This is a genomic window from Cronobacter sp. JZ38, assembly GCF_008932145.1.
GTDB lineage: Bacteria > Pseudomonadota > Gammaproteobacteria > Enterobacterales > Enterobacteriaceae > Cronobacter > Cronobacter muytjensii.
This window is the reverse complement of record NZ_CP017662.1, coordinates 1,273,814-1,300,652: the sequence shown is the minus strand read 5'-3', so window position 1 is coordinate 1,300,652 and position 26,839 is coordinate 1,273,814. Positions and strand designations below refer to the sequence as shown.

Annotated in this window: 28 protein-coding genes and 1 other annotated feature; of the genes, 10 read left to right on the top strand and 18 right to left on the bottom strand. The window is 56.7% G+C overall.

All coding sequences use genetic code 11. The annotated features are described in order from the left end of the window. Positions 1-46 precede the first annotated feature (46 nt). The 3 genes from clpB to rluD form a co-directional block, all read right to left on the bottom strand. Complete coding sequence (clpB, locus tag BJP61_RS06165) at positions 47-2,620, bottom strand: ATP-dependent chaperone ClpB (protein ID WP_075192831.1); 2,574 nt, start codon at positions 2,618-2,620, stop codon at positions 47-49. A gap of 129 nt (positions 2,621-2,749) precedes the next feature. Further along, complete coding sequence (gene yfiH / locus BJP61_RS06160; RefSeq protein ID WP_038868341.1) at positions 2,750-3,478, bottom strand: purine nucleoside phosphorylase YfiH; 729 nt, start codon at positions 3,476-3,478, stop codon at positions 2,750-2,752. Then, positions 3,475-4,455 (bottom strand): 23S rRNA pseudouridine(1911/1915/1917) synthase RluD, encoded by a 981-nt coding sequence (gene rluD / locus BJP61_RS06155; RefSeq protein WP_038868339.1) that lies wholly within the window; start codon positions 4,453-4,455, stop codon positions 3,475-3,477. Before rluD ends, yfiH begins: the two co-directional genes overlap by 4 nt. Positions 4,456-4,584: 129 nt before the next feature. On the opposite strand from rluD, the gene bamD reads away from it, so the two are divergent. Continuing rightward, positions 4,585-5,322 (top strand): outer membrane protein assembly factor BamD, encoded by a 738-nt coding sequence (gene bamD / locus BJP61_RS06150; protein WP_038868337.1) that lies wholly within the window; start codon positions 4,585-4,587, stop codon positions 5,320-5,322. A 53-nt stretch (positions 5,323-5,375) separates the two neighbouring features. On the opposite strand, the gene BJP61_RS06145 is transcribed toward bamD, so the two are convergent. Further along, positions 5,376-6,587 carry a lysozyme inhibitor LprI family protein gene (locus BJP61_RS06145; protein ID WP_171998004.1) on the bottom strand — a complete coding sequence of 404 codons (1,212 nt, stop codon included), beginning with the start codon at positions 6,585-6,587 and terminating at the stop codon, positions 5,376-5,378. Positions 6,588-6,939: 352 nt separating this feature from the next. On the opposite strand from BJP61_RS06145, the gene raiA reads away from it, so the two are divergent. The 3 genes from raiA (at position 6,940) to pheA (ending at position 8,692) form a co-directional block, all read left to right on the top strand. Continuing rightward, positions 6,940-7,281 (top strand): ribosome-associated translation inhibitor RaiA, encoded by a 342-nt coding sequence (raiA, locus tag BJP61_RS06140; protein WP_004385565.1) that lies wholly within the window; start codon positions 6,940-6,942, stop codon positions 7,279-7,281. 103 nt (positions 7,282-7,384) lie between these two features. Beyond that, positions 7,385-7,510: a sequence feature (Phe leader region), on the top strand. After that, positions 7,386-7,433 carry a pheA operon leader peptide PheL gene (gene pheL / locus BJP61_RS06135; protein ID WP_171999258.1) on the top strand — a complete coding sequence of 16 codons (48 nt, stop codon included), beginning with the start codon at positions 7,386-7,388 and terminating at the stop codon, positions 7,431-7,433. Its footprint overlaps the feature before it by 48 nt. A gap of 21 nt (positions 7,511-7,531) precedes the next feature. Continuing rightward, complete coding sequence (gene pheA / locus BJP61_RS06130; RefSeq protein WP_038868333.1) at positions 7,532-8,692, top strand: bifunctional chorismate mutase/prephenate dehydratase; 1,161 nt, start codon at positions 7,532-7,534, stop codon at positions 8,690-8,692. A gap of 32 nt (positions 8,693-8,724) precedes the next feature. Here pheA and BJP61_RS06125 read toward each other — a convergent pair whose 3' ends face one another. From BJP61_RS06125 to ffh, 10 genes are all read right to left on the bottom strand, one after another. Continuing rightward, positions 8,725-9,594, bottom strand: a complete 870-nt coding sequence (locus tag BJP61_RS06125; RefSeq protein ID WP_075192833.1) for an SMP-30/gluconolactonase/LRE family protein — start codon at positions 9,592-9,594, stop codon at positions 8,725-8,727. A 76-nt stretch (positions 9,595-9,670) separates the two neighbouring features. After that, positions 9,671-10,792, bottom strand: coding sequence for a bifunctional chorismate mutase/prephenate dehydrogenase (gene tyrA, locus BJP61_RS06120; RefSeq protein WP_075192834.1), 1,122 nt, complete (start codon positions 10,790-10,792; stop codon positions 9,671-9,673). A gap of 10 nt (positions 10,793-10,802) precedes the next feature. Further along, positions 10,803-11,873 (bottom strand): 3-deoxy-7-phosphoheptulonate synthase AroF, encoded by a 1,071-nt coding sequence (gene aroF / locus BJP61_RS06115; RefSeq protein WP_038868326.1) that lies wholly within the window; start codon positions 11,871-11,873, stop codon positions 10,803-10,805. 197 nt (positions 11,874-12,070) lie between these two features. Beyond that, positions 12,071-13,438 (bottom strand): PepSY-associated TM helix domain-containing protein, encoded by a 1,368-nt coding sequence (locus BJP61_RS06110; RefSeq protein WP_171998003.1) that lies wholly within the window; start codon positions 13,436-13,438, stop codon positions 12,071-12,073. A 54-nt stretch (positions 13,439-13,492) separates the two neighbouring features. Continuing rightward, on the bottom strand, positions 13,493-13,930 hold the full coding sequence (locus BJP61_RS06105) for a DUF2946 domain-containing protein (protein ID WP_171998002.1): 438 nt from the start codon (positions 13,928-13,930) through the stop codon (positions 13,493-13,495). A gap of 165 nt (positions 13,931-14,095) precedes the next feature. After that, on the bottom strand, positions 14,096-14,443 hold the full coding sequence (gene rplS / locus BJP61_RS06100; protein ID WP_038868320.1) for a 50S ribosomal protein L19: 348 nt from the start codon (positions 14,441-14,443) through the stop codon (positions 14,096-14,098). Between the two features lie 45 nt (positions 14,444-14,488). Further along, complete coding sequence (trmD, locus tag BJP61_RS06095) at positions 14,489-15,262, bottom strand: tRNA (guanosine(37)-N1)-methyltransferase TrmD (RefSeq protein WP_038868310.1); 774 nt, start codon at positions 15,260-15,262, stop codon at positions 14,489-14,491. A 30-nt stretch (positions 15,263-15,292) separates the two neighbouring features. After that, the gene (gene rimM, locus BJP61_RS06090) at positions 15,293-15,841 is read right to left on the bottom strand and encodes a ribosome maturation factor RimM (protein WP_038868306.1); all 549 of its coding nucleotides are present in this window, start codon (positions 15,839-15,841) and stop codon (positions 15,293-15,295) included. Positions 15,842-15,859: 18 nt separating this feature from the next. After that, positions 15,860-16,108 (bottom strand): 30S ribosomal protein S16, encoded by a 249-nt coding sequence (gene rpsP / locus BJP61_RS06085; RefSeq protein WP_004385557.1) that lies wholly within the window; start codon positions 16,106-16,108, stop codon positions 15,860-15,862. A gap of 258 nt (positions 16,109-16,366) precedes the next feature. Next, positions 16,367-17,728 carry a signal recognition particle protein gene (gene ffh / locus BJP61_RS06080; RefSeq protein ID WP_007681558.1) on the bottom strand — a complete coding sequence of 454 codons (1,362 nt, stop codon included), beginning with the start codon at positions 17,726-17,728 and terminating at the stop codon, positions 16,367-16,369. Positions 17,729-17,890: 162 nt separating this feature from the next. Between ffh and BJP61_RS06075 the strand changes: the two genes are divergently transcribed. Both BJP61_RS06075 and BJP61_RS06070 read left to right on the top strand, forming a co-directional pair. Continuing rightward, positions 17,891-18,682: an inner membrane protein YpjD gene (locus BJP61_RS06075; protein ID WP_038868304.1), complete on the top strand. Its 792-nt coding sequence runs from the start codon at positions 17,891-17,893 to the stop codon at positions 18,680-18,682. 27 nt (positions 18,683-18,709) lie between these two features. Further along, positions 18,710-19,999 (top strand): HlyC/CorC family transporter, encoded by a 1,290-nt coding sequence (locus tag BJP61_RS06070; protein WP_038868302.1) that lies wholly within the window; start codon positions 18,710-18,712, stop codon positions 19,997-19,999. Between the two features lie 59 nt (positions 20,000-20,058). On the opposite strand, the gene grpE is transcribed toward BJP61_RS06070, so the two are convergent. Continuing rightward, positions 20,059-20,652, bottom strand: coding sequence for a nucleotide exchange factor GrpE (gene grpE, locus BJP61_RS06065; protein ID WP_038868299.1), 594 nt, complete (start codon positions 20,650-20,652; stop codon positions 20,059-20,061). A gap of 122 nt (positions 20,653-20,774) precedes the next feature. On the opposite strand from grpE, the gene nadK reads away from it, so the two are divergent. The 3 genes from nadK (at position 20,775) to bamE (ending at position 23,967) form a co-directional block, all read left to right on the top strand. Next, positions 20,775-21,653: an NAD(+) kinase gene (nadK, locus tag BJP61_RS06060; protein ID WP_038868296.1), complete on the top strand. Its 879-nt coding sequence runs from the start codon at positions 20,775-20,777 to the stop codon at positions 21,651-21,653. 86 nt (positions 21,654-21,739) lie between these two features. Beyond that, positions 21,740-23,401 (top strand): DNA repair protein RecN, encoded by a 1,662-nt coding sequence (gene recN / locus BJP61_RS06055; protein WP_038868293.1) that lies wholly within the window; start codon positions 21,740-21,742, stop codon positions 23,399-23,401. A 218-nt stretch (positions 23,402-23,619) separates the two neighbouring features. After that, positions 23,620-23,967 (top strand): outer membrane protein assembly factor BamE, encoded by a 348-nt coding sequence (bamE, locus tag BJP61_RS06050; RefSeq protein WP_038868289.1) that lies wholly within the window; start codon positions 23,620-23,622, stop codon positions 23,965-23,967. A gap of 117 nt (positions 23,968-24,084) precedes the next feature. Here the strand turns inward: bamE and BJP61_RS06045 are convergent, their stop codons facing one another. Both BJP61_RS06045 and BJP61_RS06040 read right to left on the bottom strand, forming a co-directional pair. After that, positions 24,085-24,375: an RnfH family protein gene (locus BJP61_RS06045; RefSeq protein ID WP_038868287.1), complete on the bottom strand. Its 291-nt coding sequence runs from the start codon at positions 24,373-24,375 to the stop codon at positions 24,085-24,087. After that, positions 24,365-24,802 (bottom strand): type II toxin-antitoxin system RatA family toxin, encoded by a 438-nt coding sequence (locus tag BJP61_RS06040; protein ID WP_007681574.1) that lies wholly within the window; start codon positions 24,800-24,802, stop codon positions 24,365-24,367. The genes BJP61_RS06045 and BJP61_RS06040 overlap by 11 nt, the downstream gene beginning before the upstream one ends. A 148-nt stretch (positions 24,803-24,950) precedes the next feature. On the opposite strand from BJP61_RS06040, the gene smpB reads away from it, so the two are divergent. Further along, on the top strand, positions 24,951-25,433 hold the full coding sequence (gene smpB, locus BJP61_RS06035) for an SsrA-binding protein SmpB (protein ID WP_038868285.1): 483 nt from the start codon (positions 24,951-24,953) through the stop codon (positions 25,431-25,433). A 231-nt stretch (positions 25,434-25,664) separates the two neighbouring features. On the opposite strand, the gene BJP61_RS06030 is transcribed toward smpB, so the two are convergent. Then, entirely contained in the window at positions 25,665-26,834 is a 1,170-nt protein-coding gene (locus tag BJP61_RS06030; RefSeq protein ID WP_038868283.1) for an HlyD family efflux transporter periplasmic adaptor subunit, read from the bottom strand. Positions 26,835-26,839 lie beyond the last annotated feature (5 nt).

Sequence of the window (26,839 nt, the reverse complement as noted above, 5' to 3'; positions counted from 1 at the left end):
TGAACAAAAACGAGCCCCGCAGGGCCCGTTTTTTAGTTTGTGCGACTTACTGCACAGCAACGATACGATTATCACGTACCAGCAGCTCGATAGTTTTACCGGGCACCAGCTCTCCGGAGAGGATTTGCTGGGCCAGCGGGTTTTCTATCTGCTGCTGGATAGCGCGTTTTAACGGACGCGCCCCGTATACCGGGTCGTAGCCGTTCTCGCCAAGCAGCTGGAGTGCTTCATCCGAGATATTCACCGCATAGCCGCGGTCTTCCAGACGCTGATAGAGCCGTTGCAGCTGGATCTGCGCAATAGAAGCAATATGCTGCTGACCAAGCGGATGGAATACCACGACTTCATCAATACGGTTAATGAATTCCGGACGGAAATTTTGCCCCACGACTCCCATCACCAGCTCTTTCATACTGGCGTAATCCAGTGCGCCGAAACGCTCCTGAATCAGGTCAGAGCCAAGGTTAGAGGTCATGATAACCACCGTATTGCGAAAATCGACGGTTCTCCCCTGCCCATCCGTCAGGCGCCCGTCATCCAGCACCTGCAACAGAATGTTGAACACATCCGGATGCGCTTTCTCAACTTCATCCAGCAGGATCACAGAATAGGGACGACGGCGAACCGCTTCCGTCAGATAGCCGCCCTCTTCATAACCGACATAGCCCGGAGGCGCGCCCACCAGACGAGACACCGAGTGTTTTTCCATAAACTCGGACATATCGATACGCACCATCGCATCGTCGCTGTCGAACATAAAGTTAGCCAGCGCTTTGCACAGCTCTGTTTTCCCCACCCCGGTTGGCCCGAGGAACAGGAACGAGCCAATCGGACGGTTCGGATCGGAAAGCCCGGCGCGGCTGCGTCGAATCGCATTCGAGACGGCTTCAACCGCCTCATCCTGTCCGATGACGCGCTGATGCAAATCCTGCTCCATACGCAAAAGCTTATCGCGTTCGCTTTCCATCATGCGGGAGACCGGAATACCGGTCCAGCGTGCCAGCACTTCGGCGATTTCCGCATCGGTGACTTTATTACGCAGCAGACGCATAGTTTTGCCTTCCGACTGCGTGGCGGCGGCAAGCTGTTTCTCAAGCTCAGGAATTTTACCGTACTGAAGTTCGGACATCCGGGCCAGATCGCCCACGCGCCGCGCCTGTTCAATAGCGATTTTCGCCTGCTCAAGCTCCGCTTTAATGGTCTGCGTTCCGGAGAGCGAAGCTTTTTCCGCTTTCCACTCTTCTTCAAGCTCTGAATATTGACGCTCTTTATCCGCCAGTTCGTCATTCAGCATATCGAGGCGCTTTTTACTGGCCTCGTCAGACTCTTTCATCAGCGCCTGCTGTTCCAGTTTGAGCTGGATGATGCGGCGATCGAGCCGGTCAAGCTCTTCCGGTTTTGAGTCGATTTGCATACGAATGCTCGACGCGGCTTCGTCAATCAGGTCAATGGCTTTATCCGGCAGTTGACGGTCGGCAATATAACGGTGCGAGAGCGTGGCCGCCGCGACAATCGCCGGGTCGGTGATCTGTACATGGTGATGCAGTTCGTAACGCTCCTTCAGACCGCGAAGAATGGCGATGGTATCTTCCACCGACGGCTGAGCCACGAACACTTTCTGGAAACGACGCTCCAGCGCGGCGTCTTTTTCAATGTACTGACGATATTCATCCAGCGTCGTAGCACCCACGCAGTGCAGCTCACCGCGCGCCAGCGCAGGTTTAAGCATGTTGCCCGCGTCCATCGCGCCATCTGCTTTACCGGCGCCGACCATCGTGTGCAGCTCGTCGATAAACAGAATGACGTTGCCTTCCTGTTTCGAGAGATCGTTAAGCACACCTTTCAGACGTTCTTCAAACTCACCGCGGTATTTCGCACCGGCGACCAGCGCCCCCATATCCAGCGCCAGTACGCGACGCCCTTTCAGACCTTCCGGCACTTCGCCGTTAACGATGCGCTGGGCAAGTCCTTCCACAATGGCGGTTTTACCGACGCCAGGCTCGCCAATCAGCACCGGGTTGTTTTTGGTACGACGCTGCAGCACCTGAATAGTGCGGCGGATCTCTTCATCACGTCCGATGACCGGATCCAGCTTGCCCTGTTCGGCACGCTCGGTCAGATCGACGGTATATTTTTTCAGTGCCTGGCGCTGATCTTCAGCACCCTGATCGTTCACGCTTTCGCCTCCGCGCATATTTTCAATCGCTTGTGTGACATTTGCTGCTGTGGCCCCTGCGGCTTTGAGGAGATCCGCAAGCGTACCGCGTGACTCCAGCGCCGCGAGTACAAACAGCTCTGAGGAAATAAAGTTGTCGCCCCGTTTCTGCGCCAACTTGTCGCAGAGATTGAGCGCGCGCACCAGATCCTGCGACGGCTGAACATCGCCGCCGGTGCCTTCCACCTGCGGCAGGCGGCTCAGAGCCTGATCGAGATCGGTGCGTAACTTCCCGGCATTAACGCCAGCGGATGTCAGTAACGGGCGAACGGAACCGCCTTCCTGATTCAGCAGGGCGCTCATAAGGTGCAGGGGTTCGATAAACTGATTGTCGTGTCCCAGTGCGAGAGACTGGGCATCGGCGAGAGCAAGCTGGAATTTATTGGTAAGACGATCCAGACGCATAACTCCTCCCATAACAGGTCAAAATTGCTACTGGAGATTAAATGAGGTCATCCCTCAATTATTCAAGGTGAATGACCTGAATAATGTGGAGCGTCAGTTATCCGTACCGGATCGTCTTGATTCAATAGGTTATATCAGCCAAATGAAACTTGCCATACGACCTGTCGTTCTGTCGCGGCGATAGGAGAAGAAATCGTGGCGTTCGCTCAGCGTGCAGTGCTCGCCGCCATAGACAGCGGTGACGCCGGCGTTCGCCAGACGCTGGCGGGCCAGGCGGTAAATATCGGCGAAATATTTCTCACCATGCGGACGAAACGCGTCAGCGGCCGCGACGTCTCTGGCGATAAAGGCCTCGCGCACTTCCGGCCCCACTTCAAAGGCCGCCGGGCCGATGGCCGGGCCAAGCCAGGCCTGAATCGTCGCAGGCTCTGCCTGAAAACAGGCGACCGTCTCTTCAAGTACGCCTTCGCACAGGCCGCGCCAGCCCGCGTGCGCTGCCGCCACTTCACGGCCAGACGCATCGCAAAACAGTACCGGCAGGCAGTCGGCGGTCATGACGGCGCATACTGTCCCGCGCTCGCGAGTATAGGAGGCATCCGCCCGCTTAGAAGCATAAGGGCCGCCAGTAAGATGCAGCACCTCTTTGCCGTGTACCTGCTCAAGCCAGACGGGCGCTCCAGGAAAATTCGCCGCCTCGTAAAAACGACGGCGGTTTTCTTCAACATGTTCCGGATTATCCCCGCAGTGCGCGCCCAGATTTAAGGCATCGTAAGGCGGCAGGCTGACACCGCCGTGACGGGTAGAGCTACAGGCCGCGACGCCCGGAGGCAACGGCCACTGCGGAGTAATCAGTTTCATAACCAGTCCACGTCGTCTTTATGGGCTTCGAAATCGGCGCGCAGCGCGTCAATTAAATCGATCATATCCTGCGGGATCGGCGCATGCCATTCCATCATCACGCCGCTGATGGGGTGATAGAGGCGCAGCATCGTTGCGTGCAGCGCCTGACGATCGAACTGACGCAGCGCCTGAATAAATTCCTCGCTTGCGCCTTTCGGTGGGCGCGGACGTCCGCCATAAAGCTGATCGCCCACCAGCGGATGCGTGATGTGCGCCATGTGTACGCGGATCTGGTGGGTACGCCCGGTTTCCAGCCGCAGACGCAGGCGGGTGTGAATCCGAAAATGCTCCATGATGCGGTAGTGAGTGACCGCCGGTTTACCCATCGGATGCACAGACATATGGGTGCGTTTGGTCGGGTGGCGGCTGATAGGCTCGCTGACCGTTCCGCCCGCCGTCATATGACCGATAGCGACGGCTTCATATTCGCGCGTGATTTCCCGCAGTTGCAGCGCCTCTACCAGACGCGTTTGCGCCGGAACGGTTTTCGCCACCACCATCAGGCCGGTGGTGTCTTTATCAAGACGATGCACGATACCCGCGCGCGGCACGTCGGCAATCGGCGGGTAATAGTGCAGCAGCGCGTTAAGCACGGTGCCATCCGGGTTGCCCGCGCCCGGGTGAACCACCAGATCGCGCGGCTTATTAATGACAAGAATATCGTCATCTTCGTATACGATATCCAGCGGGATATCCTGCGGTTCAAAGCGCGCTTCTTCTTCAATTTCAGCATTGATGGCGACACGCTCTCCACCCAACACTTTCACTTTCGGCGTATCACACATCTGCCCGTTAACCAGCACGCGCTGGTCGAGGATCCATTCTTTTATGCGTGAACGTGAATAATCCGGGAACAATTCGGCCAAAGCCTGATCTAAGCGTTGACCGAGCTGTGACTCGGACACCGTTGCGGTGAGTTGTACTCGTTGTGCCATATACAGCTTCTTCGTTAACGTTGGGTTTTACGGCTTTGCCGTTTAATATAGTGTGCTATTGTAGCTGGTCTTAATCGGGAGCTGGAACTGTGAAACTCCCGCATAACATCTGAGGAAAGTCAAAACGTCATGACGCGCATGAAATATCTGGTGGCAGCCGCCACGTTGAGCCTGGCTTTGGCGGGCTGCTCCGGTTCTAAGGAAGAGGTGCCCGATAATCCGCCTTCAGAGATCTACGCGACTGCGCAGCAAAAGCTGCAGGACGGTAACTGGAAAGCGGCAATAACGCAACTGGAAGCGTTAGATAACCGTTATCCGTTTGGCCCTTATTCTCAGCAGGTGCAGCTGGATCTGATCTACGCCTATTATAAAAATGCCGATCTGCCGCTGGCCCAGGCCGCTATTGACCGTTTCCTTCGCCTCAACCCGACGCATCCGAATATCGACTACGTCATTTACATGCGTGGCCTGACCAATATGGCGCTTGACGACAGCGCGCTGCAGGGCTTCTTCGGCGTCGATCGTAGCGACCGCGATCCGCAGCATGCGCGCGACGCGTTCCGCGACTTCTCAAAACTGGTACGCGGCTATCCGCAGAGCCAGTATGCGACTGACGCGACTAAACGTCTGGTCTATCTGAAAGACCGCCTGTCCAAATATGAGCTTTCCGTTGCGCAATATTACACCAAACGCGGCGCGTGGGTGGCGGTTGTTAACCGTGTGGAAGGGATGCTGCGTGATTACCCGGATACTCAGGCGACCCGCGAAGGGCTGGGCCTGATGGAAAACGCCTATCGCGAGCTGCAGCTCAACGCGCAGGCTGATAAAGTAGCGAAAATCATCGCGGCCAATAACACCGGCTCCTGATTGTCATTTCAGCATAAAAAGCCAGCCCGTGGGGCTGGCTTTTTTTATACCGTTTACTCGCCTGTCCAGCCGGAGCCGTCAATAAAAATCACCCGGTCATCAAGCCACTGACCCACAATGTTGTCGGCGCCTTTGCGGGCATTATCAGCCGTCCAGCCGCGATCGTTTTGCAGCCACGCTTGCGTCGCTTTACGCGCGGGCTCCAGCGCCGCCAGCGCTTTCTCACGCTGCGCTTTCGGCCATGCGGCTTCATCTTTCCACTCGCGGATCTCTTGTTCGGAATCTCGCGGTTTTTTAACCTGAGCCGCAGCGTTGAGATAGTCTTCCGGCTTCACCGTCACATGCAATTCAAACATCCGCCAGTCGGCATAGCTGGCGTGCTGGATAGTCCCCGCCCCTTCGCTGGCTTTCGCTAAAGGCTCGCTGAATGCCTCGTTTAGTGCAGTCCACGCTGGCGCGTCGAAAATCACATCCTGCGGTTTACAAATCGGCGCGGCGCTGTCGCGCGTTGAACCATAAAGCGAACCGAACGCCTCATAGGCCGCCTCTCCCTGCGCTGCAAAAATAAAACAGTGCACATAAGGCCGGTCATCGTCGTCAGCCCACTGATAATCCATTCTTTCTATATTCATGCGCAGCAGCGTCAGTACCGCCTTGTCTTTACTCTCTTTCGGATCCTTTTCGATATCCTTCATTATCGCGTAAGCGAAATCATCGTCCTTCAGGCCATCCAGCGCCATCTGGTGGCGTTTGCTGGCTTCCTGCGCCGTGACGCCGCTGGCTGGCATGAAATGGTTCAGATAGACCAGCCACGCCGACGCGAGCGGCGTCTGGTACGCGCGTAGCTTGTCGGCTGCGTTAACCGGTGAATCCGGAATTAAGCTGACCGCTGCGTCAAAGCCATGCGCGGCATGGCGCGCGATATCGTTTAGGGCATCCGCGCGCGTTTTCATTGTGGCCGTCAGGCAGGCCCGTATCTCATTCGTGCTGCCCGCGCAGGCGTTGCGGTTTTTCAGCCAGGCGCGCTGTTCAGTACGCAACGCCGTGGCGTCCTGCGCCGGCAGGCTGCCCATCGCGCGCAGATAATCATCGTTAATTTTACTGTCGAGTTCGCCGAGCGCCTGCTGCTGGCAGATGGCGTGTTCGACAGGCGTGCCTGCTTTATCGCAGTCAAAAGACGCGGCGAGGGCCGGGCTCGCGCCGCAGGCGAGCGTAACGCATAAAGCGAGCCGACGAAGCGTCGTCAGCCGGAAGGTGGCTTTCATAACAATCCTTTTTAAGTGAAGACCTGCGAGTTCGGGCAGAATTAACGCGCATTATTGCTTAACGCAACAATTTCGAGGAGCTCTTAAAAAAGGTACGTTCAGAAAATTGCTAAAAAATGATTAGAAAGGCGGTATTGCTGAAGGTTTGTGCGAAGGCCACAGGCGAGTTAACTCATCAACTATGACCGCTTTTCACAAGGGCGACAAGGGAAATCTGCCCTCTTCCTGTCCTGCCTCACAAAAGCGTTTCATTGACAAAATGTGACAAATTTAAGTGATCTCAATCACACAAATTGACGCAGGGGCGGTTATGCTAAAATTACCAAGACGGGAAAGACAAGAGGTAACATTTATGACAATGAACATTACCAGCAAACAGATGGAAATCACCCCCGCTATCCGCCAGCACGTCGCCGACCGTCTCGCCAAACTTGAAAAATGGCAAACTCATCTGATCAACCCGCATATCATTTTATCTAAAGAACCCCAGGGGTTCGTCGCTGATGCCACCATCAATACGCCTAATGGCCACCTGGTCGCCAGCGCCAAACATGAAGATATGTACACGGCCATTAATGAATTAATTAACAAGCTGGAAAGGCAACTGAACAAAGTCCAGCACAAAGGTGAAGCCCGCCGTACCACCGGCTCGGTGAAAGACGCCAACTTCGCTGAAGTCGAAGAAGAAGAGTAAATACCCCCAGCGTCATCCTTTACCACGCGCCTTCGGGCGCGTTTTTTATTGACAGAACAAAAAGGGAGCGGGTACTTTACCGGTAGGCTTTTAAGGAAACACTCATGAAACAACACCCGTTTTTCTTCGCTTTCTTTTTTACCTTCCCCTGAACGGGAGGCGTGTCGTCGTATCAGAAAGCAAGCGAAGACGAACTAACAGGCCTCCCACTCCGGGGGGCCTTTTTTATGGCTATACACAAGGTGGCGTTATGACTGCGGAAAACCCGTTGCTGGCCCTGCGCGATAAAATCAGCGCGCTGGATGAACAATTACTCGCCCTGCTGGCGCAACGCCGGGCGCTGGCGGTTGAGGTGGGGAAAGCGAAGCTCGCCACCCATCGTCCGGTCAGGGATATCGATCGTGAACGCGATCTGCTGGAGCGGCTGATTAATCTCGGGAAAACCCATCATCTTGACGCGCATTACATCACCCGGCTGTTTCAGCTCATCATCGAAGATTCCGTTCTCACCCAGCAGGCGCTCCTCCAGCAACATCTGAACCAGACGAACCCGCACTCTGCCCGCGTCGCGTTCCTCGGCCCGAAAGGCTCTTACTCGCACCTTGCCGCCCGTCAGTACGCCGCCCGCCATTTCGATCAATTTATCGAAAGCGGCTGCGCGAAATTCCACGATATTTTCAACCAGGTCGAAACTGGCCAGGCGGACTACGCCGTGGTGCCGATTGAGAACACAAGTTCTGGCGCCATTAACGACGTCTATGACTTGCTGCAACACACCAGCCTGTCGATTGTCGGCGAGCTGACGCTGCCTATCGACCACTGCGTGCTGGTCGCCACCTCCACCACGCTTGAGAAAATCGAAACCGTCTACAGTCACCCGCAGCCATTCCAGCAATGCAGCCAGTTCCTCAAGCGCTACCCGAACTGGAAAATCGAATATTGCGAAAGCACCGCCGCGGCGATGGAGAAAGTGGCGCATGCGAATTCGCCATATGTCGCCGCACTCGGCAGCGAGGCGGGCGGCGCGTTGTATGGTCTGCAGGTGCTGGAGCGCAATCTCGCGAACCAGACGCAAAACATCACCCGCTTTGTAGTGCTGGCCCGTAAGGCTATCAACGTTTCCGATCAGGTACCGGCGAAAACCACGCTGCTGATGGCGACCGGACAACAGGCTGGCGCGCTGGTCGAGGCGCTGCTGGTGCTGAGAAATCATAATCTGATTATGACGAAACTGGAGTCGCGCCCGATTAACGGCAACCCGTGGGAAGAGATGTTTTATCTGGATATCCAGGCGAATCTCCACGACGTGCCGATGCAGCTGGCGCTGAAGGAGCTTACGGAGATAACCCGGTCGATGAAAGTGCTGGGCTGCTACCCCAGCGAAAACGTGGTGCCGGTCGACCCGGCATAACGATACGCGGCCGGGCGCACCGGCCGCTTTTCTTACCCTTTAAATTTCGGCTTCGGCACGCCGGCGACATGCGTTTCCAGCGTGAAAATCGCGCCTGAGAGCGGACGCTGCGCCAGCTCCTCCTGCTCCATATTTTCACGCGTGGTGGTGATATAGAGCGTTTTCATCTCCGGGCCGCCAAAGCAGACCATTGTCGGGCAGCGCACCGGTAGCCGGTGCTCTTCAAGCTGTTCGCCCTGCGGGGAGAACCGCGCGATGCGGTGGCCATCAAACAGCGCCGTCCAGTAACAGCCTTCGACGTCCAGCGCCGCGCCGTCCGGTATGCCTTCGCCTTCGCCGAAGGTTCTGAATACCTCGCGCTTGCATGGCTCGCCCTGCTCATCCAGCGGCGTGCGATAAATCACGCCTTTCGGCGTATCTGAGGTATACATCCAGCGCTTGTCCGGGCTGAACGCCAGACCATTCGCGCCGTGAATATCGCTCTGGATCACATGAGCACTCAGATCGCTATCAACGCGCACCAGCAGCGCGCCTTTATAATCGCCCGGCGCCCAGAAAGTGCCGGCGTAGAAGCGCCCGTCGTGATCGGTGCCGCCGTCGTTAAAACGCGCCAGCGCCGGGTTATTGGGATTATCGCAAATTTTCCTCCCCAGAATGCCGCGCTCGTCGGCAAGCCAGATGCCGCTGCGCAGCGCGACGATAAAGCCGCCCTTCTCGCGCAGCGCGAAACAGCCCACCTCTTCCGGAAACTGCCAGACCCGGTGTTCACCGCTGTGCGGATGATAGCGATGGATCTCCTGCTCCAGGATATCGGCCCAGTAGAGCGCCTGCTCCTGGGCGTCCCAGGTCGGGCATTCCGGCAGGTGACCAGTATAATCAAACAACAGCTGCGGTTGCGCCATTTCGTTCATCCTTTTTCGCCATAAAAAAAAGCCAGCGGACTGGCCCACTGGCTTTTGAGTATAAGCGGCTTTTGCGTTACTGGCGGCTGTCGTTCGCCTGGCGCAGCAGCGTGCGACTCTCCTGCTGGAACCGCTTCGCATAATCGCCGAACCAGTGCTCGACTTTACGGAAGCTGTCAATGAACGCGCGTTTATCGCCCTGCTCCAGCAGGCCAATCGCCTCGCCGAAACGCTGATAGTACCGTTTAATCAGCGCCAGATTGCCCGGCGACGACATAATGATATCCGCGTATAGCTGCGGATCCTGCGCAAAGAGCCGGCCCACCATCGCAAGCTCCAGCCGGTAGATGGGCGAGGAGAGCGCCAGCAACTGCTCAAGCTGCACATTCTCTTCAGCCAGATGCAGGCCATAGGCAAACGTCGCGAAGTGGCGCAGCGCCTGGATAAACGCCATGTTCTGATCGTGCTCTACGGCGCTGATGCGGTGCAGTCGCGCGCCCCAGACCTGGATTTGCTCAAGGAACCACTGGTATGCCTCAGGCTTACGCCCGTCGCAGTAAACCACCACCTGTTTGGCGAGGCTACCGCTGTCCGGCCCGAACATCGGGTGCAGGCCGAGCACCGGGCCGGAGTGAACTTCCAGCATCGCCTGCAGCGGCACGTTTTTCACCGACGTTAAATCCACCAGCACGCAATCTTCCGGCAGCGGCGGCAGTTTATGGATAACGGCGTCCGTCAGGTGCACCGGCACGCTGACGATAACCATACCGGCGTCGGCGCACAGCGTCGCGGCCTGCGGCCAGTCTTGTTGTTCCAGAATCCGTACCTGATAGCCGGAGAGCGACAGCATTTTTTCAAACAGCTGGCCCATCTGCCCGCCGCCGCCGACAATCACTACCGGGCGCAGCGCCGGGTTAAGCGTTTTAAACCCTTTATCGTTCTCACTGGAGTACGACTCGCGCATCACGCGCCGCAACACATCTTCGATAAGATCCGGCGGTACGCCGAGCGCTTCGGCTTCTTCACGGCGCGATGCCAGCATGGAGGCTTCACGCTCCGGCACGTAAATCGGCAGGCCGTAACGGCTTTTTACTTCGCCAACTTCCGCCACCAGCTCCAGACGGCGCGCCAGCAGTCCCAGCAGCGCCTTATCCACTTCATCAATTTGATCGCGCAGTGCGGTCAGTTCAGCCACCATCGTTAACCCCTTACGCCAGGCGCGCGGAGAGCGCCCCTTGCAGATCCTGATGCAGCGCGCGCAGCAGCGTTTCTGTGGTTTCCCAACTGATGCAGGCATCGGTCACGGAAACGCCGTATTTCATGGCGCTGCGCGGCTGTTCGGACGACTGATTGCCTTCGTGAATATGGCTCTCAATCATCAGGCCGATGATAGACCGGTTGCCGTCTTTAATCTGCGCCACCGCAGATTCCGCGACGCCCGGCTGGCGGCGGTAATCTTTGTTCGAGTTGCCGTGGCTGCAGTCAATCATCAGCGCCGGGCGCAGCCCCGCCTGCTCCATCTCTTTTTCACACTGCGCGACATCCGCCGGGCTGTAGTTAGGCGCTTTGCCGCCGCGCAGGATCACGTGGCCGTCCGGGTTGCCCTGGGTTTGCAGCAGGCAGACCTGGCCTGCCTGATTGATGCCGACGAAACGGTGCGGCATCGCGGCGGCGCGCATGGCGTTAATCGCGGTGGCGAGGCTGCCATCGGTGCCGTTTTTAAAGCCGACCGGCATTGAAAGACCAGACGCCATTTCGCGGTGCGTCTGCGATTCAGTGGTACGCGCGCCAATCGCGGACCAGCTAAAGAGATCGCCCAGGTATTGCGGGCTGTTCGGGTCGAGCGCTTCGGTCGCGAGCGGCAGCCCAAGGCTTACCAGTTCCACCAACAGGCTACGGGCGATTTTCAGGCCCGCTTCCACATCAAACGAGCCATCCATATGCGGATCGTTAATCAGCCCTTTCCAGCCCACCGTCGTACGGGGCTTTTCAAAATAGACGCGCATAACCAGATAGAGACTATCGCTGACCTGTTCAGACAGGGCTTTAAAACGACGAGCATAATCAATCGCGGCTTCAGGATCGTGGATCGAGCAAGGTCCACACACCACCAGCAAACGCGGATCGCGACCAGCGATGATATCGGAGATAGTCTGGCGAGAGCGCGCTACCTGCGCCTCCTGTTCAACGGTTAGCGGAAACTGGGCTTTGAGTTGATCCGGAGTGATTAATACCTGTTCATCGGCGATATGAACATTATTCAGCGCGTCTTTTTGCATGATGGCGATCCTGTAAGTTTGCTCGTTGCGATAGGGGTTCCTCAGCGAGGAGGATTTAACAATACCACACGCGGTAAAGATTTCAATCCAGAATACGTACCGATAACTTTACATTAGCGAAATAAATCGCAGGAATTGCGCCTTTAAGTGTAATAATTATTTTACAGAAACGAAAAGGCGGGTCTCCCCGCCTTGCGTTATGGCGCGTTTTGCGCGAGAGGTTTGCAGCGCCCCTTCCGCCAGCGCCAGTAATCCATTATCAGCAGTATAGCGAGGCTTACGCCCATTACCGGTAGCGCCAGTCCCAGCAGTACGGCTACCATCAGAATGACGATACGCCAGACGCGCGACAGATTCAGCCAGCCCTGACTCAGCGTCGCAGCGGGACTGACGAGCGGCCCCTGCGGACGGCGCAGCCACCAGAGGCGGTAACCGAGTACAATCGCAACGCATAGCGCGATGCCAAACGCGACCAGCAACAGCTGGTTTGGCAGGCCAAACAGCACCCCCATATGGAAATCGACGCCCCAGCGCGTCAGCTTCGCCATCAGCGGATAATCAGCAAAGCGGGTGGTATCGATGACGTGAAGCGAGGCGCCGTCGACTGCCACCGCATCCACCTGCGTGGGCCAGGCACGATCGATTTCTGTCACGGTCCAGGCGCGCCCCGCCTCGCGCGGCGGTCGGATCTCAAGCTTATCGGCATCAATACCAGCGCCTCTCGCCGCCGCCAGCACGCGGTCATACAGGCGCGCGTCGATGGACGGCGCAGGCATGTTCATGGCGCCGTGATGCATATGATGCTCCGCGTGCGGATCGTGCGGCTGGGCGCCCCCATGCAGTTGCGTGTTCACCTGAGGCGTGAGCCAGCCAAACGCGGCGCGCATTTTATCCACGTTCGCGCCCGCCCACTGTGACCAGGTAAGCCCGGTCGCAGAGAACAACAGCATGCCTGCAAGCAGCGCCCAGCCGAGACCGGTATGCAGGCGGCGTGTATTCTGGAAAGCGTTATTGAGGCGTCGCTTCGGACGGGTAAAAAACCAGAGCGCGATGCCGCCAAGCGCCGCCACCCACATCCATGACGCCGCCAGTTCACTGTAGACACGGCCCGCGTTGCCCAGCAGCAGCGAGCGGTGCGCGTAGTCTATCCACTGACGCAGGGGCAAAATGCCGCTGGTGCCGTAAACGGTCACATCGCCCTTCACGTTAAGCGTTACCGGATCGATAAACACTGCCCGTGATTCTGACTCGCCAAGCGCCGGATCGGCGAACATCACGCGCGTTGTCTCGCCAGGGGCTAACGCCGGACGCACCGCCGAAAGGCGCAGGTGCCCGCCGGTGCGTTGTTCCGCCGCCGCCACCTGTAGCGCCAGCGGCTGACGTTCGCCGGACGTAGTGCCATACAGCACGTCGCGATAGGCCCAGTTTTCAAGTTGCGGCGTGGCGACATACAGCGTGCCGGTCAGCGCCGCCACAAAGATAAACGGCCCGATAAACAGACCAATATAGAAATGAAGGCGTCGCAGCAGGTTTATCCATGCCGCGCGCGGGGTGCAGGAAGCCATACTTTTCCTTTTTTAAAAGCAGAAGGTATCGCTGCGCCTGAGCGCAGGGGATTCTTAGCAGGAAAAAGCAGACGTGGGCGGCGGCGCGCGGGTATCAGGCCAGAGACGCGGATAAAAGCGCCAGTGTCTGGCCACCGGTCGGGCAACCGGAAGCCGGACGCGTTGCAGAATAAACGAGACCAGCAGCGTAAGGGCCAGCAACAGGCCAGGCGCATGCGCCAGCAAAACGCAGTAGCCGCACGCTTCGGCATGGTCGACAGGCAGGGAGGCGGGCGCAGACGAAGACATCTCATGATGATGCTCTTCAGCATGCATCATCGCCGGCATCTCATCCATCACCATCTCGTGGTGCATGCCGGGCATCGCGCTCATGGGGTCTTTTTGCAGGCTGACAGAAATAAGCGGCGCCACCACAATCAGCAGGATCGCGAACAGCGCAAGCATAGCCGCGCGGTAGCGAAACCCTGACCGATAAAAGACGTTGCTGCCCACTGCACCTCCAGAAATGGAGGCTTATTGTAAATGATTCAGCGCTGGAAAGTTAACGTAAAGGGAAGGAAAAACGTGGTCTTTACACTGTGCTGCGTAATCTCAGGACAAAAAAAGGGCCAGCCCGCAGGCCAGCCCTTTTTATATCGGATGTCGCTTAAGCGAATCTTAGTTAAGACGCTCTTTGATACGAGCAGACTTACCAGTGCGCTCACGCAGGTAGTACAGTTTAGCTTTACGTACAGCACCACGACGTTTAACAGAAATGCTGTCAATTACCGGAGAGTGAGTCTGGAAGACACGCTCAACGCCTTCGCCGTTGGAGATTTTGCGAACAGTGAATGCAGAGTGCAGACCGCGGTTACGGATAGCGATAACCACGCCCTCGAATGCCTGCAGACGTTTTTTGGAACCTTCAACAACCCATACTTTCACTTCCACGGTATCACCCGGACGGAAGGAAGGTACGTCCTGCTTCATCTGCTCTTGTTCAAGTTGCTTAATAATGTTGCTCATAATTTAATCTCTTATCCTGGGTAAACTGATGTTTCGGGTGGCGGCTTACGCGTCGCCAGTCCCATCATGTCTATGTTGCTGTTGCGCGTGTTCGGTTTTGAACTCCGCCAGCAACTTTGCTTGCTCTTCAGTCAGAGCCAGGTTTTCCAGAAGTTCAGGTCTTCTAAGCCAGGTACGGCCCAGCGACTGCTTCAGGCGCCAGCGTCTGATTTCGGCATGGTTGCCCGACAGTAATACTGACGGTACTTCCATCCCCTCTAACACTTCAGGCCGGGTATAGTGCGGACAATCCAGCAACCCATCGGCAAAGGAATCTTCCGTTGCCGACGCCTCGTGACCCAGTACGCCTGGAATAAACCGGGCAACCGAATCGATAAGCGTCATGGCGGGTAGCTCGCCACCGCTGAGAACGTAATCCCCGATTGACCATTCTTCGTCAATTTCGGTCTGGATAACGCGCTCGTCTATCCCTTCGTAGCGGCCACAAACCAGAATTAACTTCTCGTTCGTCGCCAGCTCGCTGACGCCCGCTTGATCAAGCTTGCGTCCCTGAGGTGAAAGGTAAATCACCTTTGCGCCCTCGCCTGCCGCGGCTTTCGCTGCGTGAATGGCGTCCCGCAAGGGTTGCACCATCATTAGCATCCCCGGTCCGCCGCCGTAGGGCCTGTCGTCCACGGTACGGTGCCGGTCGTGCGTGAAGTCGCGAGGACTCCAGCTGTCGATGCTCAGCAGGCCATTTTTTACTGCCCGGCCAGTTACCCCGTAATCGGTAATCGCGCGGAACATCTCAGGAAACAGGCTGATTATGCCAATCCACATAGCGCCGTTTATTACCGTTTGTCCGGAGGTTTAAAAACCAGGATCCCAATCTACTTCAATCATTTGAGTAGCGAGATCGACTTTCTTGATAACCTGCCCATCGAGGAACGGAAGTAACCGCTCCTTGATACCAAACGCATCTTTCAGGTTTGCCTTCACGACGAGAACGTCGTTCGACCCGGTTTCCATCATGTCGATGACTTTACCAAGGCTGTACCCTTCCGTGGTGACCACCTGGCAACCGATAAGGTCTTTCCAGTAGTAGTCGCCCTCTTCGAGGTCCGGCAACTGCGAAGAATCCACGACAATTTCGCAATTGGTCAGCAGATTCGCGGCATCACGATCGTCAACGCCTTTCAGCTTGATGATCATGTCCTGATTGTGGTGCTTCCAGCTTTCCAGCTGTACTTGCTGCCACTGACCCGCCTGCTGGATAAACCAGGGCTGATAGTCAAAAATGCTTTCGGCGTCTTCGGTGGAGGAAAACACTCTGAGCCAACCACGAATGCCGTAAGAAGAACCCATTTTCCCGAGAACAATCGGGTTAACGGGGGCTTTAGCGGCGTCTTGCTTGCTCATCATGACCACCGTGACAGATTAAGCTGCTTTTTTTGCTGCTTTGATCAGCGCGGAAACGCGATCGGAAACGGTAGCGCCCTGGCCAACCCAGTGTTCGATACGATCCAGATCCAGGCGGGTGCCTTCTTCTTTCTCGTTCGCGATCGGGTTGAAGAAACCAACGCGCTCGATGAAGCGACCGTTGCGTGCATTGCGGCTATCAGTAACGACAACCTGGTAGAACGGACGCTTTTTCGCGCCGTGACGTGCTAAACGAATAGTTACCATAACATCCTCTTGTGTGAATAAAACACCGGGCCCCATCGAGGAACGGAGCCCGGCGTCATATTAAAAGCCCGAAAATTTTACTGATTTCTGAGGAAAAAGCAATCTGCATATAGCAACAGAGGACAATCAGGCGTATATCGTTGCAGCCAGTTTCGTCACGGCGTGCGCGCAGGAAGCGGAGCGTACACGCAGTACGTGAGCATTCCGAGCACACCCCGGGGCGAAAATGGCAAATAAAATAGCCTGATTTTTCTCTGTTTAGCGGCCAGGGAAGCCCGGCGGCATCATGCCTTTCATCCCACGCATCATCTTCGCCATACCGCCTTTCTTCATCTTCTTCATCATGCGCTGCATATCGTCGAACTGTTTCAGAAGGCGGTTAACGTCCTGCACCTGCATCCCGCAGCCTGCCGCGATACGGCGCTTACGGGAGCCTTTGATGATTTCCGGCTTCGCGCGCTCTTTCATTGTCATGGAGTTAATGATGGCCTCCATGCGCACCAGGATTTTGTCATCCATCTGCGATTTCACGTTGTCAGGCAGTTGCCCCATGCCCGGCAGCTTGCCCATCAGGCTCGCCATGCCGCCCATGTTTTTCATCTGCTTGAGCTGCTCAAGGAAATCGTTAAGGTCGAAGCCGTCGCCTTTTTTAAGCTTGGTGGCGAGTTTTTCCGCCTGGGCGCGATCGACTTTGCTTTCGATATCTTCGATAAGCGATAACACGTCGCCCATGCCGAGAATACGCGACGCGATGCGGTCCGGATGGAACGGCTCCAGCGCTTCGGTTTTTTCGCCGACGCCGAGAAATTTAATCGGTTTGCCGGTGATATGACGAATGGAGAGCGCCGCACCGCCGCGGGCGTCGCCGTCCACCTTGGTCAGCACCACACCGGTCAGCGGCAGCGCTTCGTTAAAGGCTTTCGCGGTATTGGCGGCGTCCTGGCCGGTCATGGCATCGACTACAAACAGCGTTTCCACCGGTTTGATAGACGCATGCACCTGCTTGATTTCGTCCATCATCGCTTCGTCGACGTGCAGACGACCGGCGGTATCCACCAGCAGCACGTCGTAGAATTTCAGCTTCGCTTCTTTCAGCGCCGCGTTCACGATGTCGACCGGCTTCTGCGCCACGTCGGATGGGAAGAAATCCACGCCCACTTGCTGCGCCAGCGTTTCGAGCTGTTTGATCGCCGCCGGGCGATAAACGTCCGCGGAAACCACCAGCACCTTTTTCTTGTGTTTTTCGCGCAGGAATTTACCGAGCTTACCGACGCTGGTCGTTTTACCGGCGCCCTGCAGGCCCGCCATCAGCACCACGGCGGGCGGCTGCGCGGCCAGGTTGAGGCTCTGGTTCTCTTCGCCCATCGCCGCCACCAGTTCGTTACGAACGATCTTTACGAACTCCTGGCCTGGCGTCAGGCTTTTATTAACTTCGTGCCCTACCGCTTTCTCTTTTACGCGGTTAATGAAATCGCGCACTACCGGCAGCGCGACGTCCGCCTCCAGCAGCGCCATGCGCACTTCGCGCAGGGTCTCTTTAATGTTGTCTTCAGTCAGGCGCCCACGGCCGCTGATATTGCGCAGCGTGCGCGACAAACGGTCAGTTAAATTATCAAACATGATCTCTTGCCCAAGGGTAACTTTAGGCCGCCGCAGCGACACCGAGTACGAATGAGGCGCAGTATAACATGAAGCCGCCCTGGTTGTGATGCAACGGTTGGAGCAGGCGGCGCGTAACGCTATACTGCTTCTCTTTCTCTTCTGGCTAAACCGACATCCTATATGCCTGTTTTTTCACTGCTGGCGCTTGTCGCCTACTCGGTAAGCCTGGCGCTTATCATTCCCGGCCTGCTTCGCAAGAACAGCGCGTGGCGCCGCCTTGCGATACTTTCGGCGGTGATAGCGCTCGTCTGTCACGCCGTCGCGCTGGAAAGCCGAATTTTCCCGAACGGCAGCGGCGGGCAGAATCTCAGCCTGCTGAACGTCGGCTCGCTGGTAAGCCTGATGATCTGCACTGTGATGACGATTGTCGCCTCGAAAAATCGCGGCTGGCTGCTATTGCCGATTGTCTATGCTTTCGCGCTGATCAATCTGGCGTTCGCGACCTTCGTGCCGAATGAATACATTACGCACCTTGAGACCACGCCTGGCATGATGGTGCACATCGGCCTGTCGCTCTTCTCTTACGCGACGCTCATCATCGCCGCGCTCTACGCGTTGCAATTGGCGTGGATAGACTATCTGCTGAAAAACAAAAAGCTGGTCTTCAGCGCCGAGATGCCGCCGCTGATGGGCATCGAGCGCAAAATGTTTCATATCACCCAGGTCGGCGTCGTGCTGCTGACCCTGACGCTCTGCACCGGCCTGTTCTATCTTCACAATATGTTCAGCATGGAGAATATCGACAAAGCGGTGCTGTCTATCGTCGCATGGTTTGTCTATATCATCCTGCTCTGGGGACACTATCATGAAGGCTGGCGCGGTCGCCGCGTGGTGTGGTTTAACGTCGCGGGCGCCGCATTGCTGACGCTGGCCTATTTCGGCAGCCGGGTCATTCAGCAGTTCGCCGGCTAACGAGTCACACATCTAAGGACAACGCGTTTGGAACATATCTCAACCACCACGCTCATCGTAACGCTTATCGTGATGGTGGTGGTCTCCGCTTATTTCTCCGGTTCCGAAACCGGCATGATGACCCTCAACCGCTACCGCCTTCGGCACCTGTCGAAGCAGGGGAATCGCGCGGCAAAACGCGTGGAGCGCCTGCTACGCAAGCCCGATCGCCTGATAAGCCTGGTGTTAATCGGCAATAACCTGGTCAATATCCTCGCCTCGTCGCTGGCGACCATCGTCGGTATGCGCCTCTATGGCGACGCCGGTGTTGCGATCGCCACAGGCGTCCTCACCTTTGTGGTGCTGATTTTCGCCGAAGTGCTGCCGAAAACCGTCGCGGCGCTCTACCCGGAGAAAGTCGCCTTCCCGAGCAGTTTCCTGCTGGGGCCGCTGCAAATCGTGATGATGCCGCTGGTCTGGCTGCTGAATACGATTACGCGCCTGCTGATGCGCATGGTCGGTATCAAGGCGGATAACGTCGTCAGCGCCGCGCTCAGCAAAGATGAACTGCGCACCATTGTGCATGAGTCGCGCTCGCAGATATCGCGCCGCAATCAGGACATGCTGCTGTCGGTGTTGGATCTGGAAAAGGTCAGCGTCAGCGACATCATGGTGCCGCGCAACGATATCGTGGGCATCGATATCAACGACGACTGGAAATCCATTGTCCGCCAGCTCACCCACTCGCCCCACGGGCGCATCGTGCTCTATCGCGAGTCGCTCGACGACGCCATCGGCATGCTGCGCATCCGCGAAGCCTGGCGGCAGATGAATGAGAAAAAAGAGTTCACCAAAGAGGTGATGCTGCGCGCCGCCGATGAAATCTATTACGTGCCGGAAGGCACGCCGCTCAGCGTCCAACTGGTGAAATTCCAGCGCAATAAAAAGAAAGTGGGCCTGGTGGTCAACGAATATGGCGATATTCAGGGGCTGGTGACGGTAGAAGATATTCTCGAAGAGATCGTCGGTGACTTCACCACGTCAATGTCGCCGACGCTTGCCGAAGAGGTCACGCCGCAAAACGACGGCTCGGTGATTATCGAAGGCGGCGCCAACGTGCGCGAGATCAACAAAGCCTTTAACTGGCGCCTGCCGGAGGACGAAGCCCGCACCATCAACGGCATGATCCTCGAAGCGCTGGAAGATATCCCTTCCGCCGGTATTCGCCTGCGTCTGCATCAGTACGACATCGATATTCTCGATGTGCAGGAGAATATGATTAAGCAGGTGCGGGTCACACCGGTGAAACCGCTGCGCGAGAGCGTGGAAGGCAGTTAACTGCTCCGCCCATAAAAAAGGCCAGTCGCGATGACTGGCCTTTTTTGTTACTGCGCGGCTTACGCCTTCGCTTTCGCGACGGTCACCATTGCAGCGCGGATAGTACGGCCATTCAGGGTATAGCCTTTTTGCATCACGGCCAGCACGTGGTTCGGAGAAACCTCTTCCGACTCCACCATAGCGATAGCCTGATGCACGTTCGGATCCAGCGGCACGTTGGTGTCGGCAATCACTTCCACGCCGAACTTGCGCACCACGTCCAGCATGGATTTCAGGGTCAGTTCGATCCCTTCCACCATGGCGGCCATATCCTGGTTTTCTTTGTTCGCCACTTCGAGCGCGCGATCAAGGCTGTCGATAACCGGCAGCAGCTCGTTGATGAATTTTTCCAGCGCGAACTTATGCGCCTTCTCGATATCCTGCTCGGTACGGCGGCGCAGGTTTTCCATCTCCGCTTTCATGCGCAGCACGTTGTCGCGCTCGCGGGTCTGGGCTTGCGCTAACTCCGACTGCAGCCGGGCAATCTCTTCATCGCGCGGATCCACCTGCTCAGCAGATTCGGCAGACTCCACAGCCTCAACCTCTTCATGCTGCTCCGTGACGATCTCTTCCGGGGCTTGCCCGTCAGGCGTTTTCTGTTCTTTACTACTCATGAAATTCTCCGCGTTTATGCATTCGTATCGCTAACCTGGATTATTATGGGGATCAGTTTGCGGGTTTCAAGGGAAGCAGACAGATTGTCCCCCTTTCCACGCCTATAAGGATGACCAGGAAAATGAATAACCATTTCAACTGCATCGGTATTGTCGGCCATCCACGCCACCCTACCGCGCTGACGACCCACGAAATGCTCTGGCGCTGGCTTTTAGATCGCGGCTATGAGGTCATTATCGAACAGCAGATTGCCGAAGAGTTAAAGTTAAGGGACGCCCGCACCGGCACACTGGCGGAAATCGGCCAGCAGGCGGATCTGGCGGTGGTGGTCGGTGGTGACGGCAATATGCTGGGCGCCGCGCGCGTACTGGCGCGCTACGATATTAGCGTCATCGGCATTAACCGCGGCAATCTTGGGTTTCTCACCGATCTCGACCCGGATAACGCGCAGCAGCAGTTGGCGGACGTGCTTGAAGGCCATTACATCCGCGAGCAACGCTTTTTGCTGGAGGCTCAGGTCTGCCAGAAAAATTGCCAGAAGCGCATCAGCACCGCCATTAACGAAGTGGTGCTGCACCCAGGAAAAGTGGCGCATATGATTGAATTTGAAGTCTATATCGACGAAAAATTCGCGTTCTCCCAGCGCTCGGACGGGCTGATAATCTCCACGCCCACCGGCTCGACCGCCTATTCGCTCTCCGCCGGCGGCCCGATCCTGACGCCATCGCTCGACGCCATTACGCTCGTGCCCATGTTCCCTCACACGCTGTCAGCGCGCCCGCTCGTCATTAACAGCAGCAGCACCATCCGCCTGCGCTTTTCCAACATGCGCAGCGATCTGGAGATCAGCTGCGACAGCCAGATAGCGCTGCCTATTCAGGAAGGCGAAGATGTCTTTATCCGCCGCTGCGACTACCCGCTGAATCTTATTCACCCTAAAGACTACAGCTATTTCAATACATTAAGCTCGAAGCTCGGCTGGTCAAAAAAATTATTCTGAAACCAGCGCTAGCCACTTTACTGTATATAAAACCAGTTTATACTGTATGCAATTACAGCTCTGTGAGTTTATACAGGAAGGTGGCTATGCTGGCACAATTAACCATCAGTAACTTCGCTATCGTTCGTGAACTGGAAATCGACTTTAACGCCGGGATGACCGCCATCACCGGCGAAACCGGCGCCGGTAAATCCATCGCGATTGATGCGCTGGGTTTGTGCCTCGGCGGCCGCGCGGAAGGCGACATGGTACGCGCTGGCGCCAGCCGCGCCGATCTCTGCGCGCGTTTCTCCCTGAAAGACACCCCTGCCGCGCTGCGCTGGCTCGAAGAAAACCAGCTTGAAGACGGCAGCGAATGTCTGCTGCGCCGCGTCATCAGCAGCGATGGACGCTCGCGCGGGTTTATCAACGGCACCGCCGTGCCGCTCTCGCAACTGCGCGAGCTCGGTCAGTTACTGATTCAAATCCACGGCCAGCACGCCCACCAGCTCCTGCTGAAACCTGAGCACCAGAAACGTCTGCTGGACGGCTATGCGGGCGAAAGCACGCTCATGGCGCAAATGGCTCAGAGCTATCGTCAGTGGCATCAGAGCTGCCGCGATCTGGCCCTGCATCAGCAGCAGAGCCAGGAGCGCGCCGCCCGTGCCGAATTGCTGCATTACCAGTTAAAAGAGCTCAACGAATTCAACCCGCAGCCAGGGGAGTTCGAGCAAATCGATGAAGAGTACAAACGTTTAGCCAACAGCGGGCAGCTGCTTTCTACCAGCCAGCAGGCATTAAACCTGCTGGCCGACGCGGAAGACGCTAACCTTCAAAGCCAGCTCTACAGCGCGCGCAACCTGTTGACCGAACTGGTCGGCATGGATGATAAACTCTCCGGCGTGCTGAATATGCTTGAAGAGGCCGCCATCCAGTTGAGTGAAGCCAGTGACGAGTTGCGTCACTACTGCGAGCGTCTGGATCTCGACCCGAACCGTCTTTATGAGCTGGAGCAGCGCATCTCCCGTCAGATTACGCTTGCGCGTAAGCACCATATCGCCCCGGAAGAGCTGCCCGCGTTCCACCAGAAGTTGCTTGATGAACAGCAGCAGCTGGATGACCAGGCCGATTGCCTGGAAACCCTGACCCTCGCGGTCAACAAGCATCACCAGCAGGCGCTGGCGGTGGCCCGCGAGCTGCACGAAAGCCGCGTGGGTTATGCGCGCGAACTGACGCAGCTCATCACTGACAGTATGCATTCGCTGTCAATGCCGCACGGTCAGTTTACGATTGACGTGCTGTTTGAAGAGCACCACCTGACAGCGGAAGGCGCGGATCGCATCGATTTCCGCGTCTCGACGAACCCAGGCCAGCCGCTGCAACCGCTCGCCAAAGTGGCTTCTGGCGGCGAGCTCTCCCGTATCGCACTCGCGATTCAGGTGATTACCGCCCGTAAGATGGAAACCCCGGCGCTGATTTTCGATGAAGTGGATGTTGGCATCAGCGGCCCGACCGCGGCTGTGGTCGGTAAACTGCTGCGCCAGCTTGGCGAGTCAACGCAGGTCATGTGCGTCACCCACCTGCCGCAGGTGGCGGGTTGCGGGCACCATCACTTCTTTGTCAGCAAAGAAACGGACGGCGCGATGACAGAAACCCATATGCAGCCGCTCGATAAAAAAGCGCGCCTGCAGGAGCTGGCTCGTCTGCTCGGCGGCAGCGAGGTTACGCGCAACACGCTTGCGAACGCCAAAGAGCTGCTGGCGGCGTAAAGATGACATCAGGCGGGGCCAGGTGTTCCGCCCTTTCGCTCATAAAACCAGCAACAAAAGCGTGATGCGTGTTTTAATCGCGTTTTGCGCTAACTTTTTTCATCCGCTACGGTCATAGTGAAGCGCCTTAAGGTTTTAAACTGACTGAAGGTTTATTATCATCGGCTAATTATGTATGAGCCGCGTGTTGCTCGGGCCCGAAAAGGAATCTAATCACTATGCGCTGTAAAACGCTGACTGCTGCCGCAGCGGTCCTTCTGATGTTGACCGCAGGCTGTTCTACTCTGGAACGAGTGGTTTACCGCCCCGACATTAATCAGGGTAACTACCTGACGCCTACCGACATTGCCAAAGTCCGCATCGGCATGACGCAACAGCAGGTTGCCTACGCGCTGGGCACGCCGATGATGTCGGATCCGTTCGGCAGCAATACGTGGTATTACATTTTCCGCCAGCAGCCGGGCCATGAGAATGTCACGCAGCAGACGCTGACGCTGACTTTCAACAGCAACGGCGTGTTAACCAATATGGACAACAAACCGAAGCTGGACGCTCAGCGCCCGTAACGCGAACGTTGCGCGATAAAACAAAAAAGGTGCTCAGGGCACCTTTTTTATTGCGCGTTACAACTTGCGCGTCGCAGCGGGCTGGATTGCCGTCTACAACATTCCCGCACTGCTCGTTTACTTTTTCGCCGCGCGTTCGGCACGCTGACGGCGCAGCTCTTTCGGGTCAGCAATCAGTGGCCGGTAAATCTCGACGCGGTCGCCGTCATTAAGCGTATCGGCAAGCTTTACCGGACGGCTGTAAATACCGACCTTATTCTTTTTGAGATCGATATCTTTACGTAGCTCAAGCAGCCCGGAGGCGATAATCGCCTCTTCCACCGATGCGCCTTCGGCAAGCTTTACCTTACGCAGGTACTGTTTTTCGGGGAGGGCATACGCCACCTCCACCTGAATTTCACCCGGCACTGTAAACCTCTTTGGCGCGCTGCGAAAACGCCTGAACCATGCTGGAGGCCAGCTCTTTAAAGACCCGGCCAAACGCGAGTTCAATTAGCTTGTTGGTGAATTCAAAATCGAGATTAAATTCAATCTGGCAGGCGTCTTCCGTCAGCGGCGTGAATTTCCAACCGCCCATCAGCGACTTGAAGGGGCCGTCGACCAGATGCATCAAAATGCTCTGATTGCTGATCAGCGTATTGCGGGTGGTGAACGTCTTGCTGATCCCGGCTTTCGATACTTCGACCGCCGCCGTCATCTGGCCCGGAGACGACTCCAGCACGCGGCTTCCCACGCAGCCTGGCAAGAACTCCGGATAGGATTTCACATCGTTCACTAACTGATACATCTGCTCAGCGCTGTAAGGCACCAGGGCAGTACGACTAATCTGGGGCATAGTATTTCCTGTGAGTCATACGACTTAGAAATAATAACATTTATCATCCATTAAACAAAAACTCGCCGGCAGACATGCTAAGATAACCCTTTTCCACCCCGGGGAAGGGGTGCGTTTTACGATCGGATTACCTATACTGAGCGGCACTATGACCAAGAAAAAAGCACACAAACCTGGCTCAGCCACCATTGCGCTCAACAAGCGCGCCCGCCACGAATACTTCATCGAAGATGAGTTTGAAGCAGGCCTGGCCCTTCAGGGCTGGGAAGTTAAATCCCTGCGCGCGGGCAAAGCCAATATCGGCGACAGCTATGTAATTCTCAAAGAAGGCGAAGCGTACCTGTTCGGGGCCAACTTCCAGCCGCTTAATGTGGCGTCAACGCACGTCGTCTGCGACCCGACCCGCACCCGTAAGCTGCTGCTAAACCAGCGCGAGCTGGATACGCTGTATGGCCGCGTAAACCGTGAAGGTTATACTGTGGTAGCGCTGTCGCTGTACTGGAAGAACGCGTGGTGCAAAGTCAAAATCGGCGTCGCGAAAGGTAAGAAGCAGCACGATAAGCGCTCCGACCTGAAAGAGCGCGAATGGCAGCTCGATAAAGCGCGCATTATGAAAAATGCAGGACGCTAGCGCACCAGTAAAAAACCGGCGAAAGCCGGTTTTTTATTGGGCGCAAAGGCGGGTTGGTGCTGAGTAGCAGGCGCGCTGCGTTTACCTGTTCAACATAACGACAACGGCAAGTATTTTAAGGTGGATGCGCTGCGCTACCCCACTCCACACGATCGCCATAAAGATAACTGTGCGCCGAGCGCCAGGGGCAGCGCCCCCGCCAAAGCAACGCCAGTCGCCCCCGCCAGAAACCTACCGCTCCCTTAACGCCTCTTTCACTTTGTTGAGCGGTTTTATCAAATAATCGAGCACCGTTTTCTGTCCGGTTTTGATTTCCACGTTCGCCACCATGCCGGGCAGGATCGGGAAGCGCTTGCCGTTGCGGTTTTTCAGCTCCGCGCTCTGGGTGCGCACATACACCCGGTAATAAAACTGATCGCGCTTCACTTCATCCTGCAACGTATCCGGCGACACCATCTCCACCTCCCCTTTCAGATCCCCGTAAATCGACGAATCGTAGGCGGTTATCTTCACTGTCGCAGGCAAGCCGGGGCGGATATAGGCGATATCGCGCGGGTTGATGCGCGTCTCCACCAGCAGTTGATCTTCCAGCGGTACGATCTCCATCAGCTTGCCGCCTGGCTGGAGCACGCCGCCGACGGTCGTCACCTGAATATCTTTCACCACCCCGCGCACCGGCGAGAAGAGCGTAGCGCGATCGAGCTGATCCGCTTTACCCGCCATCACCTGTAACTGGGCATCGAGATCGGCGTTATTTTTCACCTGCTCTTCGCGGGCGCGCACCGCAAACTGGTTACGCGCGTCGTCCATTTTGCCCTTCAGCTCTGCGGCCTGACGTTGCAGACGGATCACTTCCACTTCGCTCGCGGCCCCTTTCGCCACCAGCGGCTGAGTCATGCGCAGCTCCGCCATCACCAGATTGTAGGTTTTTTGCAGATTCTCTAAGGTCTCGTCCAGATTACGGCGACGCGACTCATACAGCTGGCGCTCGCGGGCGACCAGCGCCGGTTCGCGCAGCGACTCTTCACTAAACTTAAGCGGTTCGCCGGTCAGCTCCGAGCGCAGCCGTTCGCTGGAGGCGCGCAGCGCCCGGGCGCGCGCCGCCGCTTCGCCATAGTTTGACTGAAAGCGCGTCGGGTCGAGCCGCGCCAGCATCTGCCCGCGCTCCACCACGTCGCCTTCATGCACCATCAGGGCGTTGACTATCCCGCCGTCGAGACTCTCTATCACCTGCGCGCGGCTCGACGGCGTAATTTTTCCGGTGCCCACCGTCACCTCATCCAGCGTCGCGAACCACGCCCAGACGAAAAACAGCACCAGCGCCGCCAGCGTCAGCCAGATAACTGACGAGTAAAACCGCCCCTGGCGCGCCAGCTCTTCCTGCATTGTCAGTTGACTCATTGCCG